General features: G+C 64.2%; 17 protein-coding genes and 1 pseudogene. 7 read left to right on the forward strand and 11 right to left on the reverse strand.

Features of this window, described 5'->3' with window-relative positions; translation table 11 throughout:
• Positions 1-20: 20 nt before the first annotated feature.
• Together A9Z05_RS36870 and A9Z05_RS10415 are read left to right on the forward strand one after the other, a co-directional pair.
• A complete protein-coding gene (locus A9Z05_RS36870; protein WP_069618016.1) occupies positions 21-224 on the forward strand; it encodes a hypothetical protein in 204 nt (67 codons plus the stop codon).
• Between the two features lie 92 nt (positions 225-316).
• On the forward strand, positions 317-589 hold the full coding sequence (locus A9Z05_RS10415) for a DUF4148 domain-containing protein (RefSeq protein ID WP_069618017.1): 273 nt from the start codon (positions 317-319) through the stop codon (positions 587-589).
• 35 nt (positions 590-624) lie between these two features.
• Here the strand turns inward: A9Z05_RS10415 and A9Z05_RS36875 are convergent, their stop codons facing one another.
• Positions 625-900, reverse strand: coding sequence for a hypothetical protein (locus A9Z05_RS36875; RefSeq protein ID WP_176730190.1), 276 nt, complete (start codon positions 898-900; stop codon positions 625-627).
• Positions 901-1,001: 101 nt separating this feature from the next.
• Here A9Z05_RS36875 and A9Z05_RS37730 point away from each other — a divergent pair, with 101 nt between their 5' ends.
• Both A9Z05_RS37730 and A9Z05_RS10430 read left to right on the forward strand, forming a co-directional pair.
• Complete coding sequence (locus tag A9Z05_RS37730) at positions 1,002-1,127, forward strand: hypothetical protein (protein ID WP_256121947.1); 126 nt, start codon at positions 1,002-1,004, stop codon at positions 1,125-1,127.
• Positions 1,128-1,449: 322 nt separating this feature from the next.
• Positions 1,450-1,755 carry a DUF4148 domain-containing protein gene (locus tag A9Z05_RS10430; protein WP_069618019.1) on the forward strand — a complete coding sequence of 102 codons (306 nt, stop codon included), beginning with the start codon at positions 1,450-1,452 and terminating at the stop codon, positions 1,753-1,755.
• A 73-nt stretch (positions 1,756-1,828) separates the two neighbouring features.
• Here the strand turns inward: A9Z05_RS10430 and A9Z05_RS10435 are convergent, their stop codons facing one another.
• Positions 1,829-2,830, reverse strand: coding sequence for a zinc-binding dehydrogenase (locus A9Z05_RS10435; RefSeq protein ID WP_069618020.1), 1,002 nt, complete (start codon positions 2,828-2,830; stop codon positions 1,829-1,831).
• A 135-nt stretch (positions 2,831-2,965) separates the two neighbouring features.
• Between A9Z05_RS10435 and A9Z05_RS10440 the strand changes: the two genes are divergently transcribed.
• Positions 2,966-3,859, forward strand: coding sequence for a LysR family transcriptional regulator (locus tag A9Z05_RS10440; RefSeq protein WP_069618021.1), 894 nt, complete (start codon positions 2,966-2,968; stop codon positions 3,857-3,859).
• Positions 3,860-3,898: 39 nt separating this feature from the next.
• Here A9Z05_RS10440 and A9Z05_RS37735 read toward each other — a convergent pair.
• The 9 genes and pseudogenes from A9Z05_RS37735 to urtA all read right to left on the reverse strand — a co-directional run.
• Positions 3,899-4,069: pseudogene (locus A9Z05_RS37735) on the reverse strand (LysR family transcriptional regulator); the annotation flags it as partial.
• Positions 4,070-4,128: 59 nt separating this feature from the next.
• On the reverse strand, positions 4,129-5,154 hold the full coding sequence (locus A9Z05_RS10445; RefSeq protein WP_069618022.1) for an aliphatic amidase: 1,026 nt from the start codon (positions 5,152-5,154) through the stop codon (positions 4,129-4,131).
• 77 nt (positions 5,155-5,231) lie between these two features.
• Positions 5,232-5,567 carry an FmdB family zinc ribbon protein gene (locus A9Z05_RS10450; RefSeq protein WP_069618023.1) on the reverse strand — a complete coding sequence of 112 codons (336 nt, stop codon included), beginning with the start codon at positions 5,565-5,567 and terminating at the stop codon, positions 5,232-5,234.
• A 37-nt stretch (positions 5,568-5,604) separates the two neighbouring features.
• A complete protein-coding gene (gene fmdA, locus A9Z05_RS10455; RefSeq protein WP_069618024.1) occupies positions 5,605-6,843 on the reverse strand; it encodes a formamidase in 1,239 nt (412 codons plus the stop codon).
• A 60-nt stretch (positions 6,844-6,903) separates the two neighbouring features.
• On the reverse strand, positions 6,904-7,593 hold the full coding sequence (gene urtE, locus A9Z05_RS10460) for an urea ABC transporter ATP-binding subunit UrtE (protein WP_069618025.1): 690 nt from the start codon (positions 7,591-7,593) through the stop codon (positions 6,904-6,906).
• A 34-nt stretch (positions 7,594-7,627) separates the two neighbouring features.
• Positions 7,628-8,371: an urea ABC transporter ATP-binding protein UrtD gene (gene urtD / locus A9Z05_RS10465; protein ID WP_069618026.1), complete on the reverse strand. Its 744-nt coding sequence runs from the start codon at positions 8,369-8,371 to the stop codon at positions 7,628-7,630.
• Positions 8,372-8,374: 3 nt separating this feature from the next.
• On the reverse strand, positions 8,375-9,544 hold the full coding sequence (gene urtC / locus A9Z05_RS10470) for an urea ABC transporter permease subunit UrtC (RefSeq protein ID WP_069618027.1): 1,170 nt from the start codon (positions 9,542-9,544) through the stop codon (positions 8,375-8,377).
• A gap of 55 nt (positions 9,545-9,599) precedes the next feature.
• Positions 9,600-10,517 (reverse strand): urea ABC transporter permease subunit UrtB, encoded by a 918-nt coding sequence (gene urtB / locus A9Z05_RS10475; protein ID WP_069618050.1) that lies wholly within the window; start codon positions 10,515-10,517, stop codon positions 9,600-9,602.
• Positions 10,518-10,572: 55 nt separating this feature from the next.
• A complete protein-coding gene (gene urtA / locus A9Z05_RS10480; RefSeq protein WP_069618028.1) occupies positions 10,573-11,847 on the reverse strand; it encodes an urea ABC transporter substrate-binding protein in 1,275 nt (424 codons plus the stop codon).
• A 224-nt stretch (positions 11,848-12,071) separates the two neighbouring features.
• On the opposite strand from urtA, the gene A9Z05_RS10485 reads away from it, so the two are divergent.
• Entirely contained in the window at positions 12,072-15,491 is a 3,420-nt protein-coding gene (locus A9Z05_RS10485; protein ID WP_069618029.1) for an ATP-binding protein, read from the forward strand.
• Between the two features lie 67 nt (positions 15,492-15,558).
• On the forward strand, positions 15,559-16,494 hold the full coding sequence (locus A9Z05_RS10490) for a response regulator (RefSeq protein ID WP_069618051.1): 936 nt from the start codon (positions 15,559-15,561) through the stop codon (positions 16,492-16,494).
• Positions 16,495-16,498: the final 4 nt, after the last annotated feature.

Raw genomic sequence — 16,498 nt, forward strand, 5'->3', positions numbered from 1 at the left:
CCTTGCGACACGGACGAGGCGTGTCGTATTTCAAGGCACCCGTCGCGATGACGGGTGCCGTTTTTTTGCGTCGGCCCGACCGCTCGGAACCTGTGACGGATGCCGGCCGCAATCACGGCCCGACGATCATTGCCCAATGCGGCCAGGTTGAAGATTCCCGCGTGGCCGAGCACCGCGCGCCGATGCATGAATTTCTTTTCACGTTGCGTATGCCGATCCGCTAATGTCCATGCCCCATGCTTGTCCTCAACCGTGCGCGACGCCGACGCGCCGCGCCGGTGGATGACCCCGTTCAATCATCATGAGGACTCCAGAAATGAAAACCGCCAACGTCATCGCCGCCGCGTTGCTCGCCGCAATCGGCATGCTGTCCGTTCCCGCGTTTGCACTGACCGGCAGCCGGCCGATGCAGATCTCCCCGGCCGCCACCAAGGACGGCGTGCCAGGCACTCAGGCTGCCGGCCAGTGGGTGCCACCCTACGGCCAGCCGATCCACGAAAAGACCCGCGCCGAGGTCGATGCCGAGCTCGTGCACGCCGAACAGGACGGGCAGCTCAAGTACCTGAACTCGACGCTCTATTCGCATTGATGCGCGCGACCGTGCGGCCGGGCGTGGTGCCCGGCTCACGCCGGCAGCGCCGCCGCCCGTCCACCGAACTGCTCACCCTCCATGAAACTTCGTCCGTTTCTCGCTCGTTCCGCCCGTATCGCACTCGTCGCGATGGCTGTCAGCGTCATGTTGTCCGGGTGCGCCTCCGCGCGGCCCGACGGCCCCGGCGATTGTGTCGGCCCGCCCGACTTCTGCGTGCCGTTCTTCGGCTCGTAAACGAACATGACGAGCGCGCTGCCATCGGCAAGGCGCCCGTCATGCTCATTGCGCGGTGGGAACCGCGCGTTCATGCATCCGGCGGCGTCACGTGGTGCCGTAGCGGCTCACCGTATCGATTCGAACGTCGGTCAGATCAGTCATGGTGCGATTGTGTGCTGGATCTGTCCGCGCGATGCGACGCGAGATTGTGCTCGGCATCGATCGCACGATCACTATGTTCGGCTTTGGCGTGCGCGAGCGTCACATCGGCGATCGCAAGCCCGGTTCCCTGCACCTTCGCGAACGCCGGCAGCGATGAACACGCCAGCGCGATCAGTCCAGCCGTCATGATGGTCGATTTCATTGCCTTACCCCAGTGCGCACCGCGCGGTGCGCGGCATCGAATGATCCATCGCTCGACGATACGCCGCTACGCCTAACCATCCGGGAGCACGCGCATGAAGGATTCTTTAACTTTCAATGCACGCGGCAGCCCATGCATGGGCCGATCCGGGTTTGCCTAAAACATGTTTCATCCTCGCGCTGCTGTTTGGATAGTCCGCTGTCCCCAATCTTCATCTTGCGGCCGACGCAGGCATCCTGCCGTGCGGCCCCTATTCAACGCTATCCAGGAGCCGAAGATGCATCATCCCGCCCGTTACCTCGTCTGCGCCGCCATGCTCGCATCGAGCGTATCCGCGCATGCCGAGACGAAGCTCACGTCGGCGCAATGCCATGACTATCCGTTCGTGCACACGAATGGTCAGGTCTCCCACCGACAGCTCGTCAACGAACTGAATGAGCTGGAATCCGTCGGCTACAACCCGTCGTCCGGAGACGAGAGCAGCTATCCCGACGATATCGATTCGGCGCAGGCGCGCCTGATGCAGAAGTACCGGCACGATTGTGCCGGGGCGGCCAATACCGTCGCGTCGAGCGGTAACTGAATTGTCCCGGGGAAACCCTTCTGCGAGTTTGCGCGCGGGCCATGCGGCCGCGCGCGTTTTTGGGGTTGATGCTTCACGACCGGCTCGCCAGTATCGCCTTTCGTCCGTCGACGGACTCGTACGCCATGGCGTCCTCGATCAGATCGAAGCTGAATTCCTGACCGACACGCGTTCTGAACACGAGATTGCCGATCACGCTCTCGAGCGCATTCAGCGCAGCCACCAGCCTTTCATGTTCTCTCACCGTGCGGCTCTCGAAATTGCTGAAACGCTGCATCGATAGATCTTTCATCATGAAGAGCGGCGCCGACACGGGAAACGGAACGGATCCGGCCATCGTGCCGTAAAAATATACCGACGAGCGCATCGGCAGACAGGTTGCCAACTGGCCGGTCAGTGCACCGCCCACCCCATCGAATACGGCCGTCGTTCCAAGCTCCAATGACAGCTTTCCAAGTGTGTCGGTAAAGTCTTCATCGGCGCGCACGATATGCTCGACACCATCGCGTTGCAGAGCCTCCTGCGCAGCCTGGCTCCTCACCATGGAGATGACCGGCATATTTCGCTGACGAGCGAATGCCGCGAGCGCCAGCCCGGTTGCCGAGTTCCCCGCCGTGACAATCACGCCGTGGTGCCCGGCCTCGCTAATCGTGTCGAGAAACGCGTAGGCCGTGATCACGTTCACGAGCGATCCGCAATAGTCCCGTGCGCTGACGTGTTCGGGCAAGATCAGGCAACTCGTATACGGCACCTGGGCTTTTTCGCACCAAAGGCCGATGTTGTACGCGCTACGGTTCAGCGAGCGGTAGACAGCGACGCGTCTACCCATATAACGCTCTGGTACGCCGACACCCGTCGCCACCACCGTCCCCGCGCCGGAAGCGCCCCATACGCCGTGCTGGCTTGCGGGCAGCGCTCTGCCATCCTCGGCCCGCATACGCAAAAATATCTTGTCGCCATGGTTGATTGCAGATGCCTCCATGTCGATCAGCACATGGCCTGATTCCGGCCGGCTCGGCGGCCGGATATCGCGAACTTCCAACGAGCGCTCAGCGGTAACACAAATCGCTTTCATGACGCGTTTCTCCAGCGGTAAACAGCGATGACGGTAACTGCACAGGCGGTAACTTAAACAAGTCCGCCTGTTGCCGAAACGCAGTCTGCCGGCATACCATCGATTCCAATACAGAATGGATCGATACGAACACTCATGGATCGTCTGGATGCAATTCGCCTGTTTGTTCGACTCGTCGAATGTGGCAGTTTTTCCGCCGTAGGGCGAGAGGAAGGCATTGGACAACCAACCGTAAGCAAGCAGATTGCCGCGCTGGAGCAGTATCTCGGCGCTCAGCTGGTGTTGCGAACGTCGCGTCAGGTGGTGATCACCGCGGCGGGCCAGGCGTTCTATGAGTCGGCCAAGCGATGGATGGACGACTTCGATTCGCTGGAGTCATCGGTGGGGACGCGACAGCAATCCCCACAAGGACTGGTCAGATTGACGACGGCGCCTGCCTACGGCCGCCTATGCGTGACGCCACTACTTCCCGGCTTCTTTCGACAATATCCGGGCGTTGCGCTCGAATTATCCGTATCCGAGCGACCGGTCGACCTGGTCGGGGAAGGACTGGATCTGGCGATCCGCCATGGGCCATTGGTGGATTCCTCGCTGACAGCGAGAAAACTATCGGAGACGGAATCGCTGCTCGTGGCCAGTCCGGGCTATATCGCGGCGAAAGGCAGGCCTGACCGGCTGGCCGATCTGGACGGACATACAGGCGTCGTCTTCGCTCGAAACCATCAGCGCCGCCCTTGGCGCTTCAAGGTCGGGCAGGAAACCGTTCATCGCGTTCCGCAGGGGTCTTTCTTTACGGGTGACGCAGAGCAGGTGCGCGCCGCGGTACTGCACGGGCTCGGCATTGCCCAGGCGCCACGATGGCTTTTCGGAGCGGAAATCGATACCGGACAAGTCGAGGTCCTCCTGCCCGAGTTTCAGCCTGAACGCATGGCAACCCACCTCGTCTATCCCGCCGGTCGACGCGTACCGACGCGAGTCAGGGTGGTGATCGATTATCTGATGTCGGCACTCGGCCCCCCCTCTACCTGAACCGGGCGCAACCGGTCGCGCGTAACGGCTTGTCACTACCTACCTCTTCATACCTCGATCCCAAGGCGTCTCGTTGCCGAACGCTGCAGTCAGGTAGTCAACGAACCGTCGAACTTTGAGCGGGATGCGCCGAGCACTCGGGTAGACCGCCTGTATCGTCAACTCGGTTGCTCGGTAATTTGGCAGTAGCGCGACGAGCTCGCCACGTCGAGCCGCCGTGCATGAAGCAGATCACGCGGCTTACGCGGCATTCCATGCCGCGCGCATACTCACTCTTCGTGCGGAATGCCTTCGATCGGACACTCCGGCGTGCCGGGGGTGGCGCGCGTGAGCGATTCGACACGGCGACGCGTGGCGTCGGGATCCGCAATCCAGTCGCGATAGAAGCCGAACGGACATTCGGCGACGCCATTCGCGCCGTCACCGGAATTGATCGTGCCGGTATAACCGCGATGCAGCAGCTTGTACAGATGGTTCTGCGACTGCATGTTACGCCGCGCATCGCGAATCATGCCGAGCGACAGCTCCGCATACTGCACGCCCATTTCCTCCTCGCCGCACTCGCCGAGCGTGCGCCCGTCGAACCCGACGATCGCCGAATGGCCGAAGTACGAATACACGCCGTCCCAGCCCGTGGCGTTGGCCACGGCCACGTAAGTGTTGTTCATCCACGCCATGGCCTTCGCGACCATCACCTGCTGCTCTTTCGCCGGATACATATAGCCCTGGCAGCGCACGATCAGCTCCGCGCCATTCATCGCGCAGTCGCGCCAGATCTCCGGATAATTGCCGTCATCGCAGATGATGAGGCTGATCTTGATGCCCTTCGGCCCGTCCGTCACATAGGTGCGGTCGCCCGGATACCAGCCTTCGATCGGCGTCCACGGCATGATCTTGCGATACTTCTGCACGATCTCGCCACGATTGTCGATCAGCACGAGCGTGTTGTACGGCACCTTGCGCGGATGCGCTTCATGGCGCTCGCCCGTGATCGAGAACACGCCCCACACGTTGGCCTTGCGGCACGCCGCCGCGAAAATGTCCGTCTCTTCGCCGGGAATCGCGGACGCCGTGTCGAACATCTCCTGGCGGTCGTACATGATGCCGTGCGTGGAATACTCGGGAAACACCACGAGATCCATGCCCGGCAAACCCTGCTTCATGCCGACCACCATGTCGGCGATACGGCGCGCGTTGTCGAGCACCTCCGCCTTCGTGTGCAGACGCGGCATCTTGTAGTTGACCACCGCGACGCCCACGCAGTCGCGGCTACTCGAAATATCACCATGTCGCATGACGTATCCTCCTTGAACGCGTTGACGCCACGCGCGACGGCCGCTGCTTCCGCGCATCGGCTCGCGCGCGGCACACCTTAGTGGCTGATCATCCACGGCCGTCCCGCCGGCCGCTTGAGGCCGTCCGACGCCGTGCCTGCGCGCGTCGCCGCGCCGCCCGAGCAGCAACTGCAACCCGCGCGATGGCGCAGCGGCGGCCCGTCGCCGGACTGACGCGGCGCGTGCGCGGCACGCTCGTTGGTCGCGTGTGCGGCGCGGCGCGCGCCCCCCATCAGCGCCAGTGACGGCGCGCTGATGACGCGCCCGCCTTCGGCGCCGCAGTCGGGACAGCGGCACGGCTTCTCGCGGTCCGCGATGCGACGCATGACGGAGAACGGCCCGCAGCTCGCGCATTCGAAGTCGTAGATTGGCATGACGGCCTCCTTTTCCTGCGTTATTTCAGTGTGTCGGTCACGCGTTCGCGAGATCCGGCGAACACGGCAGATCCACGCCGCCCTGGATGTGCCGGATCGGGCCGTCAGCATTCGGGCGAATGTCGAAGTCGAAGATCTGCGTGGGCAGCCACAAGGTCGCACACGCGTTCGGAATGTCCACCACGCCGCTGATATGCCCCTGCACCGGCGCACAGCCAAGCAGCGAATACGCTTGCGCGCCCGAATAGCCGAATTTCTTCAGATACTCGATGGCGTTCAGACACGCCTGGCGATACGCGGTGGTGACGTCGAGATAATGCTGGCCACCCTGCTCGTCGACGGAAATGCCCTCGAAAATGAGGTAATCGTTATAGGTCGGCGTGATCGGGCTCGGCTGAAAGACGGGATTGCGAATACCGTATTTCGCCATGCCGCCCTTGATCAGATTCACGCGCATATGCACCCAGCCGGCCATTTCGATCGCGCCGCAGAACGTGATCTCGCCGTCGCCCTGGCTGAAGTGCAGGTCGCCGACCGACAGGCCTGCGCCATCCACATAGACCGGGAAAAAAACCTTCGAGCCGCGCGACAGATCCTTGATGTCGCAATTGCCGCCATGCTCGCGCGGCGGCACCGTGCGTGCGCCCTGCGCGGCGGCCTGGTCGCGCGCGTCGCCCGCGAGCTTGCCCATGTGCGCGGTGGCCGCGAACGGCGGATTCGCGAGCGGCGGCACGCGATCGGGCGCGGTGGCGATCAGGCCGGTTTCGCGCGCGTTCCAGGTCTCCAGCAGTGTCGGGTCGGGCAGGCAGCCGATCAGGCCCGGGTGAATCAGGCCCGCGAAATTCACGCCGGGAATATGGCGCGAGCGCGTATAGACGCCGTGAAAATCCCAGATCGATTTTTGCGCGCTGGGGAAATGATCGGTGAGAAACCCGCCGCCGTTGGTCTTCGAAAAGAAGCCGTTGAAGCCCCACTGACTATCGGCCTTCGCGCCGATGTCGAGCAGGTCGACCACCAGCAGGTCGCCGGGCTCCGCGCCGTGCACGCCTACCGGGCCGGACAGAAAGTGCACGATCGACAGGTCGATGTCGCGCACGTCGTCGGCGCTGTCGTCGTTCTTGATGAAGCCGCCGGTCCAGTCGTAGGTTTCGAGGATGAAATCGTCGCCGGGCTTGACCCAGCAGGCCATCGGAATGTCGGGGTGCCAGCGGTTGTGCACCTGTTCGTTTTCGTAGGCGGACTGGTTCAGATCGACCTTGATGAGAGTCTCGGGCATGGCGTTCACTCCTGGTTCGCGGATTGACATACGGCGCGGCGCGCGAACGCCGCGTCGCGCTCAGACGGACAGATATTCGCGGATGCGGTCGGTGTCGCCCGCATCGCGCGTACTTTGGTGCACGAAGCGCCCGCCCTCGATCACGAACAGGCGGTCGGCCACATCGAGCGCGAAGCTCAACACCTGCTCCGACACGACGATGGCGATATTGCGGCTCGTGCGAATCTGGTTGAGCGCCTTGGCGATGTCCTTGATGACGGACGGCTGGATGCCTTCGGTCGGCTCGTCGAGCAGCAGCACTTTCGGGTCGGTCGCGAGCGCGCGCGCAATCGCGAGTTGCTGTTGCTGACCGCCCGACAGATTGCCGCCCTTGCGCTTTCTCATGTCGAACAGCACGGGAAACAACGCGTAAAGTTCGTCGGGCACGCGCTGGCTCTGCGCGTTTTCGAGGCCCGTCCGAATGTTTTCCTCGACGGTCAGCGACGCGAAAATCTGCCGCCCTTGCGGCACGTAGCCGATGCCTTTCGATACGCGGCGGTAGCTCTCGTCCTTCGAGACGTCCGCGCCGGCCACGCGCACCGTGCCGCGATGGGCGGGCAGCATGCCGATCAGCGCCTTGAACAGCGTGGTCTTGCCCATGCCGTTGCGGCCCATCACGGCCACGCTTTCGCCTTGCGCAACGGAAAAGCCGATGCCGTGCAGCACCTCGCTCTGGCCGTAGCTGACGACGAGATCGTCGACTTCCAGCATGATGTGTTCTCCGTGTTGTCGTTCGGTTGCCGGCTCAGTGGCCCAGGTAGACGTCGATCACGCGCGGATCGGCCTGCACCTGCGCCATCGGTCCTTCCGCGAGGATCTTCCCCTGATGCATGACCGTGACCTTGTGCGCGATGCGCTCCACGAAAGCCATGTCGTGTTCGATCACGATCATTGAGCGGTTGCGGCAGATGCGGTCGAGCAGATCGGCGGTCAGCTCGCGCTCGCGCACGCTCATGCCTGCGATCGGTTCGTCGAGCATCAGCAGCTCGGGGTCCTGCATCAGCAGCATCCCGATTTCCAGCCACTGTTTCTGGCCGTGCGAAAGCAGCCCCGCTTCCAGATGGAGCGCGCCGGCGAGGCCGATTTCATCGGCCACGTCGCGCACGCGATCGGCCACGTCGGCATCCTCGCGATACGCGAGCGCGCCGAACACGCTGCGTCCGCGCGGAAACGACACTTCGAGGTTCTGCGCCACGCTCAGGTTTTCGTAAATCGACGGCGTCTGGAACTTGCGGCCAATCCCTTTACGCACGCGGCGGAATTCCGCGAGATTCGTGATTTCCTCGTTGCGGAACTTGATGCTGCCCGCCGTTTCCTTCGTCTTGCCGCAGATGAGATCGAGCAGCGTGGTCTTGCCCGCGCCGTTCGGGCCGATCACCACGCGCAGCTCGCCGCGCTCGAGATAGAGATTCAGCGAATCGATCGCCTTGAAGCCGTCGAACGACACGGTCAGGTCTTCGATCGCGAGCAGAAAGTCGGTATTGCTCATGCTTCACGCCTCCTCGTTCGCCGCGCCGAGCAGCCGCCGCACGCGCGGGCGCACATGCTCGTCGTAGAGACCCGCCAGCCCGTTCGGAAACACCATCACCACGCCGATGAACATCGCCGCCATCAGATAGAGCCAGAGGTTCGGAAAGCTCTCCGAAAACCAGCTCTTGCCGAGATTGACGAGAATCGCGCCGTATACCGCGCCGACCAGCGACATGCGCCCGCCGACGGCCGCATAGATCACCATCTCGATCGACGGCACGATGCCGACGAACGACGGCGACATGAAGCCCACCTGCAGCGTGAACATCGCACCGCCGATGGCCGCGAGCATCGCCGCGAGACAGAACGCGAACACCTTGAACATGGCGACGTCGTAGCCCGAGAAGCGCACGCGGTCTTCCTTGTCGCGCATCGCGAGCAGCAGCGTGCCGAGCTTGCTGCGCTGAACCCAGCGGCACGCGAGCAACGCGCCGATCAGCAACGCGGCGTTCACGAAATACAGCACGAGCTTCGCGTGATCGGTGCGGATGTCCCAGCCGAGCAGCGTGCGCAGGTCGGTGATGCCGTTCACGCCGCCCGTATAGCCTTGCTGGCCGATGATCAGCACCGAGAGAATCAGCGCGACCGCCTGCGTGATGATCGCGAAGTACACGCCGCCCACGCGCCGCTTGAACATCGCGTAGCCGATCACGAAGGCGAGCGCGGTCGGCACGACGAGCACCGCGAGTATCGAGAACGGCAACGAGTGAAACGGCTTCCACCATGCGGGCAGCGCGGTGAGCTGGTTCCAGTCCATGAAATCGGGAATGCCCGGCGTGGTCTGCGTGCGCGTGGCGGCCGGATCGGACGCCTCGAGCTTGAGAAACATCGCCATCGCGTAACCGCCGAGGCCGAAGAACACGCCCTGGCCGAGACTGAGCACACCGCCGTAACCCCACGCGATCACGAGGCCGATCGCCACGAACGCGTAGGTCAGGTACTTGCCCATCAGGTTCAGGCGGAACGTGTCGAGCGCGAGCGGAAACACGACCACGATCAGCAGCGCGAGCAGCACGATGCCCGCGTAGCCTGACGCATCGAGTCGCGCCGCGCGCACGCGCCAGCCGGCCGGCGGCACGCCCGGGCCGGATCGCGGGGATACGCCGCCCGCCGCGGATTGGATGGGTTCCATGTCCGTCTCTCCAGTCGAATGAAGCTGTAAATGAGGCGTGGGGATGAACGCGCGCTTAAACTCGCCGCACCTTCGACGCAAACAGGCCCTGAGGACGCAGCATCAGAATCACCACGACGGTGAGTAGCGTGAGCACGCGCGCAATCGAGCCCGACAGAAAGAACTCGCTGATCGACTGCATCTGCGCGATGCCGAACGCCGACGCGACGGTACCGAGCAGGCTCGCCGCGCCGCCAAACGTCACGACGAGAAACGAATCGACGATATAGAGCGAGCCGCTCGTCGGTCCCGTCGAGCCGATCGCCGTGAAGGCCGCGCCCGCGACGCCCGCGATCCCGCAGCCGATCGCAAACGTCATGCGGTCGGTGCGCCGCGTGTTGATGCCCGCCGCGTTCGCCATCGGCCGGTTCGCGACCGTGGCGCGCACGCGCAAGCCCCAGCGCGACCGATAGAGCGCGAGCAGCAGGCCGCCCGTCATCAGCAGCGCGAGGCCCATCACGAACATGCCGCTTACCGGAATGTCGAGGCCGGGCGTGGGCTCCCACGAACCCATCAGCCAGTCGGGCAGCGCCGGGCTCACTTCCTTCGGCCCGAAGGTCGAGCGGAACACCTGCTGCATGCCGAGGCTCAGGCCCCACGTGGCGAGCAGCGTGTCGAGCGGGCGCTTGTAGAGATGGCGGATCAGCGCCCATTCGGCGAGCCAGCCCGCCGCGAAGGCCAGCGCGAACGCCGCGAGAATCGCGAAGAAGAAATACACGGGCGTGAGCGCGTGCCAGACGTTCTGCGACAACCACGAAAACAGGTAGACCGTATACGCGCCGATCGTCATGAATTCGCCGTGCGCCATGTTGATCACGCCCATCTGGCCGAAGATCACGGCGAGCCCGAGCCCCATCAGGAGCAGGACGCTGAAGAGGCTCAGACCGGCGAAGCCCTGCATCAGCGTGATGTTGAAAATATCGGTAGCGGACATCGAACGCTCCTCGCGCGGCGGCGTCATCGGCCGCCGCGCCGCTGCGGTTGACGGATTACATGTAGCCCTTCGGGAACGGATTCGGCTGGATCGGCTGCTCCGACTGCGCGACGACCTTGAACTGGCCGTCCGCCTGGCCCTGCCCGATCAGCGAGCGGCTCCACAGGTGATGGTTCGCATCGACCTTCGCGTAGCCTTGCGGCGCGTTCGCCACCTCGATACCGGCCGAATGCGCGACCACCTTGTCGACGTCGAAGCTGCCGGCGCGCTCGCACGCGGCCTTCCAGATCCACGGGCCGAGATAGGCGGCTTGCGTCACGTCGCCGATCACCGACTTCTGGCCGTAGCGCGCCTTGAATGCCGCGACGAACTTCTTGTTGTTGTCGTTATCGAGCGACTGGAAGTACTTCATCGACGAATAGAAGCCCGCGAAGTTGTCGCCGCCGATGCCGAGCACTTCGTCCTCGGTCACCGACAGCGTCAGCAGGAACTGCTTCTGCGGCGTGATGCCCGCGGCCTTGAGCTGCTTGTAGAACGCCACGTTCGAGCCGCCCACCACGGTCGCGAAGATGCAGTCCGGGCGTGCGAGCTTGATCTTGTTCATCAGCGACGCGAACTCGGTCGTGCCGAGCGGGTAGTACTCCTCGCCCACCACTTTCGCGTGCAGATGCTGCTCGATATGGCGCCGCGCGATCTTGTTGGACGTGCGCGGCCAGATGTAGTCGGAACCGATGAGGAAGAAAGTCTTGGCCTTCTTCGTGTTCGACGCCCAGTCGAGCGCCCAGACAATCTGCTGGGTCGCTTCCTGACCCGTGTAGAACACGTTCTTCGACTGTTCGAGGCCTTCGTAGAAGGTCGGGTAATACAGCAGGCCGTTGTCCTTCTCGAACACCGGCAGCACCGCCTTGCGCGAGGCCGAGGTCCAGCAGCCGAACACGGCCGCGACGTGGTCGTTCTCCAGCAGCTTCTTCGACTTTTCGGCGAAGGTCGGCCAGTCGGACGCGCCGTCTTCCTGAATGATCCGCACCTTGCGGCCGAGCACGCCGCCCATCGCGTTGATCTGCTCGATCGCGAGGCGCTCGGCCTGGATCGAGCCGGTTTCGGAAATCGCCATCGTGCCCGTGGCCGAGTGGAGCTGGCCGACCGTCACCGTCGTATCCGTGACCGCGAGGCCCGTGGTGTTGACCTTCGCCGTGGGCGGCGTTTGAGCAAATGCGCCGCGCGGCAGGCCCAACGCCATCAGCGGCGCGGCGGCGAGACCGCCGAGCATTTTCCGGCGCAGCGGCGAAGGCATCCGGGCTTCGTCATCGAGTCGATCGTCTGCGGACATCACGTTCTCCTTATCGGGCGCCCGGCGCGGGTCGCTGCGGGCTGGGTCGAGGTTGGACGCAATGTAGAAAGCCAATTTGAGGATCGGAATACGTCAATCGACGTATTCCCGGCGTGCGTACTGGAATGTAATTTGCATTGCAGGGCGATCCTGAGCGGTGTGGTCCGCCGTTGCGCCGTTCGCGCCCCGCTCGTGCCGCTTTCGCACCATTTCGGATCATCTTCATGTCCCAGAGTCACCCGTCAGTGGGCGCGCCCGGTACGCAACGCATCGTCAAGGTGCGTCGCGACTACAACGCCTGGGTCGGCGACGAAACCCTCGAGGACTACGCGCTGCGCTTCACGCCGCGCTCGTTCCGGCGCTGGTCGGAGCTGCGCGTCGCCAATACGGCGATCGGCGCCGTGTCGTTTCTGGTGCTGGAGGCGATCGGCGGCAGTCTCGTCGTCAACTACGGCTTCACGAACGCGGTCTGGGCCATTGCGGCCGTCTCCGTGCTGATCTGGCTCACCAGTTTGCCCATCAGCTATTACGCGGCGCGCTACGGCGTCGACATGGACCTGCTCACGCGCGGCGCGGGCTTCGGCTATATCGGCTCGACGGTCACGTCGCTGCTGTACGCGGTGTTCACGTTCATTTTTTTCGCGCTCGAAGCGGCCATCATGTCGCTTGCGCTGCAGCTGTATTTCCATATTTCGCTGGCGATCGCCTACGTCGTGAGTTCGCTCGTGGTGATCCCGATCGTCATGTTCGGCATCACGCTGATCAACCGCCTGCAAAGCTGGACGCAGCCGCTGTGGCTCGCCTTGTTCGTACTGCCCTACGCCGCCGTGCTGTGGCGCCATCCCGACCTGATCGCGCAATGGACCACCTTCGCGGGCTTCGCGCCGCAGGGCCGCGCGTTCAGCCTGATCGCCTTCGGTCAAGCGTCGACGGTCGTGTTCGCGCTGATCGTGCAGGTGGGTGAACAGGTCGACTATCTGCGTTTCCTGCCGCCGCTCACTGCGAAGAACCGCACGCGCTGGTGGTTCGCGTTGCTCTCGACGGGGCCAGGCTGGATCGTGCCGGGCGCGCTCAAGATGCTGGGCGGCGCATTGCTCGCCTTCATCGCGCTCCAGTACGAAGTCGATGCCGGCCACGCCACCCAGCCTACGCAGATGTACCTCGTCGCCTATCATCTGCTGCTCGATCCGTTGGGGCTCGCGAGTTGGGCGCTGCCCGCGATGACGCTGTTCGTGATCGTTTCTCAGTTGAAGATCAACGTGACCAACGCCTATGCGGGCTCGCTCGCGTGGTCCAATTTTTTCGCCCGGCTCACGCACAGCCATCCGGGCCGCGTGGTATGGCTCGTCTTCAACGTCATGATCGCGTTGCTGCTCGTGGAAATGGGCGTGTTCGATGCGATCGCCAAGGTGCTGTCGCTCTACGCGAACATCGCGATCGCGTGGATCGGCGCGCTGTTCGCCGATCTCGTCATCAACAAGCCGCTCGGCTACAGCCCGCGACATATCGAGTTCAAGCGCGCGCACCTCTACGATGTGAACCCGGTGGGCGTCGGCGCGATGCTGATCGCGGCCGCCGTCGCGATGCTCGCGCATAGCGGCCTGTTCGGCGCGCTCGCCCAGGCGATGTCGTCGTTCATCGCGTTCGGCGTGGCGTTCGCGTGCGCGCCGGTGCTCGCGGTACTCACGCGCGGTCGCTATTACATTGCCCGCGCCGCGCAACCGACCGGCGACGCCACCTCGCTACGCTGCGCGATCTGCGAAAACACCTTCGAACCCGACGATACGGCGTACTGCCCGGCCTATGGCGGCACGATCTGCTCGCTGTGCTGCTCGCTCGACTCGCGCTGCCACGACCGCTGCAAACCGCACGCGCGCTTCGCGTCGCAGGCCGACCGCGCGCTGCATCGCGTGCTGCCCGGCGCGCGACTCGGTCCCGCCGCGCTACGCCTGATTCATTATGCGAGCCTCGTGTTCGCGATGCTCGCGGTGCTGGGCAGCGTGCTCTACCTGATCTGGTCGCAGAGTGCGACGTCGATGAGCGCCGCCGGGCCGTCGATCGGCCATGCGCTCTCGGGCAGTTTCCTGAATATCTTTCTCGCACTCTCGCTGGTGGGCTGCATCGCGGCCTGGTGGTTCGTGCTCGAGCGCGAAAACCGCCGTGTCACGCAGGAAGAGTCGCAGCGGCAAAACGAATTGCTGATGCTCGAAATCGACGCGCATCAGAAAACCGACGCGGCGCTCAAGCGCGCGACCGCCGCCGCGGAATCGGCCAATCGGGCCAAGAGCCGTTATGTGTCCGGCTTGAGCCACGAGTTGCGCACGCCGCTGAACAGCATTCTCGGCTACACGCAATTGCTGCTGCAGGCGAAGGAAGAACTCTCGCCCACGCGCTACAACGCCGTGCGCACGATCCATCGCAGCGGCGAGCACTTGCTCGCGCTCGTCGACGGTCTGCTCGACATCGCGCGCATCGAGGCGGGCAAGCTTCAGTTGAACATCGCCAAGGTATCGCTCGCCGATTTCGTCGCGCATCTGACGTCGATGCTCCGTCCGCAGGCGCTCGAAAAGGCGCTCGCCTTCGACGTGCGGACGGTCGGCCGGCTGCCCGCCACCGTGCGCACCGACCAGAAGTGCATGAGTCAGATCCTCACGAACCTGATCGGCAATGCGATCCGCTTCACGTCGAGCGGCACGATCACGCTGCGCGTGAGTCACGTGCTCGATACGCTCAAATTCGAGGTGATCGATACCGGCCCCGGCATCCCGCCCGCCGAAATGGAGCGCCTGTTCCTGCCGTTCGAACGCGGCGAAGCGGCCCATGCGTACGATCACGGCGCCGGCCTCGGACTCACGATCTGCCGCCTGCTCACGCAAGCGCTCGGCGGCAGCCTCGAAGTGGACAGCGAAGTCGGGCACGGCACGCGCTTCGTGGTGCGCCTGTTCGCCCCGGCCGTCGACGCGGCGGCCGAAACCCCCACCGAACTCGCGTCGATTCGCGGCTATACGGGGGCGCGCCGCACCATTCTCGTGGTCGACGACCTCGACGACCAGCGCGACATCGTCGTGCAATTGCTCACGCCGCTCGGCTTCGACGTCGCCGAAGCGGCCAGCGGCACCGATGCGCTGCGCTGGCTGGCGATGCACACGGCGGATGCGATCATCATGGACATTTCGATGCCGTTGATGGACGGCTACGAAACCAGCCGCCTGATCTCCGAGAATCAGTTGTCGAGCGCGCCCATCGTGCTGCTCTCCGCCAACGCGTTCGCCGACGACCGCGATCGCGCGAACGCGACCGGATGCAAGGGTTATCTGGTGAAACCGCTGCAGGTGAATCTGCTGCTCGACAAGCTTGCCCAACTGCTTGCACTCGACTGGATTGCATCCGAGACAGGCGCGAGCGCGCCGGCCGCGCCGCCGCCGCTCACACCCGCCGTGTGGCCGCGCGGGCTCATCGAGCATCTGCATGCGCATCTCGAAGTCGGCTACGTACAGGGCGTGATCGAGCAGCTCGACGCCGCCCGTGAGGCGTGGCCCGCGCTGCGGGATCAAATCGACGCGTTGCGCGCGTTGGCGGAACGTTTTCAGCTAAGGGAACTCGAGCATGAGCTTGACCGACTCGCGCGCGGCGCAAACGCGTGACGCGCACACCACGATCGCGGCCTCCCCGATCGTCGACGCCCCGGCCGCGTGGCTGCGCGAACGGCCGATGATCCTGATCGTCGACGACACGCCGGAGAACCTCGCCTTTCTGTCCGACACGCTGCAGGCGAACGGATACGCGGTGATCGTCGCGCTGTCCGGCGAGGACGCGCTCAAACGCCTCGCGCGCGTGACGCCCGACGTGGTGTTGCTCGACGCAATGATGCCCGGCATGGACGGCTTCGAAACATGTGTGCGCATCAAGCAGGACGGACGGCACGAGCATCTGCCCGTCATCTTCATGACTGCCTTGACGGAGAGCGAGCACGTCGTACGCGGCTTTCGCGTGGGCGGCATCGATTACGTGACCAAGCCGGTGCAGCCGGAGGAGTTGTGCGCGCGCATCGGCGCCCACGTGCGGCGTTCACGCGCGCAGTTGTACGCGGAGGCCGCACTGTCGCTCGACACGCGCGCGGCGCTGATCGTCGGCGCGGACGGCACGATTCGGTGGCAAAGTCCGCAGGCGGCGCATCGCATCGCTGCATACGCGACTGCGCATGACGCCCCCGATGCCCGGCAAACCGCGAACGCACGCGATACCGATGCGCCGCCGAAGCTGCCTGCGCTGCTGCGCGCCTGGTTCATCGACTGGCTCGCGCGCGGCGCCCCAGGCGACGCCGTGCACGAATTCGGCTCGGGCCAGATACGCCGCTCGGCCAGTGCGACACTCGGTCCGGAGCCGGGCGAATGGATCGTGATCCTCAAGGAGCGGGACGACACCGTGCATTGCAATGCGCTCGCCGAACGCTTCGGCCTGACGATGCGGGAGGCCGAAGTGTTGCTCTGGGTGTCGCACGGCAAGACCAACCGCGATATCGGCGACATTCTCGGCATCGCCCCGCGCACGGTGAACAAGCATCTCGAGCACCTGTTCCGCAAATTGCATGTCGAGACCCGCGCGGGGGCCGCCGCCGCGGCGATCAAGATGCTCGAGCGCACGTGAAAGG

Origin of the sequence: Burkholderia sp. A2 (assembly GCF_001729305.1) — a bacterium.
In the GTDB taxonomy this organism is placed as follows: Bacteria; Pseudomonadota; Gammaproteobacteria; order Burkholderiales; family Burkholderiaceae; genus Burkholderia; species Burkholderia sola.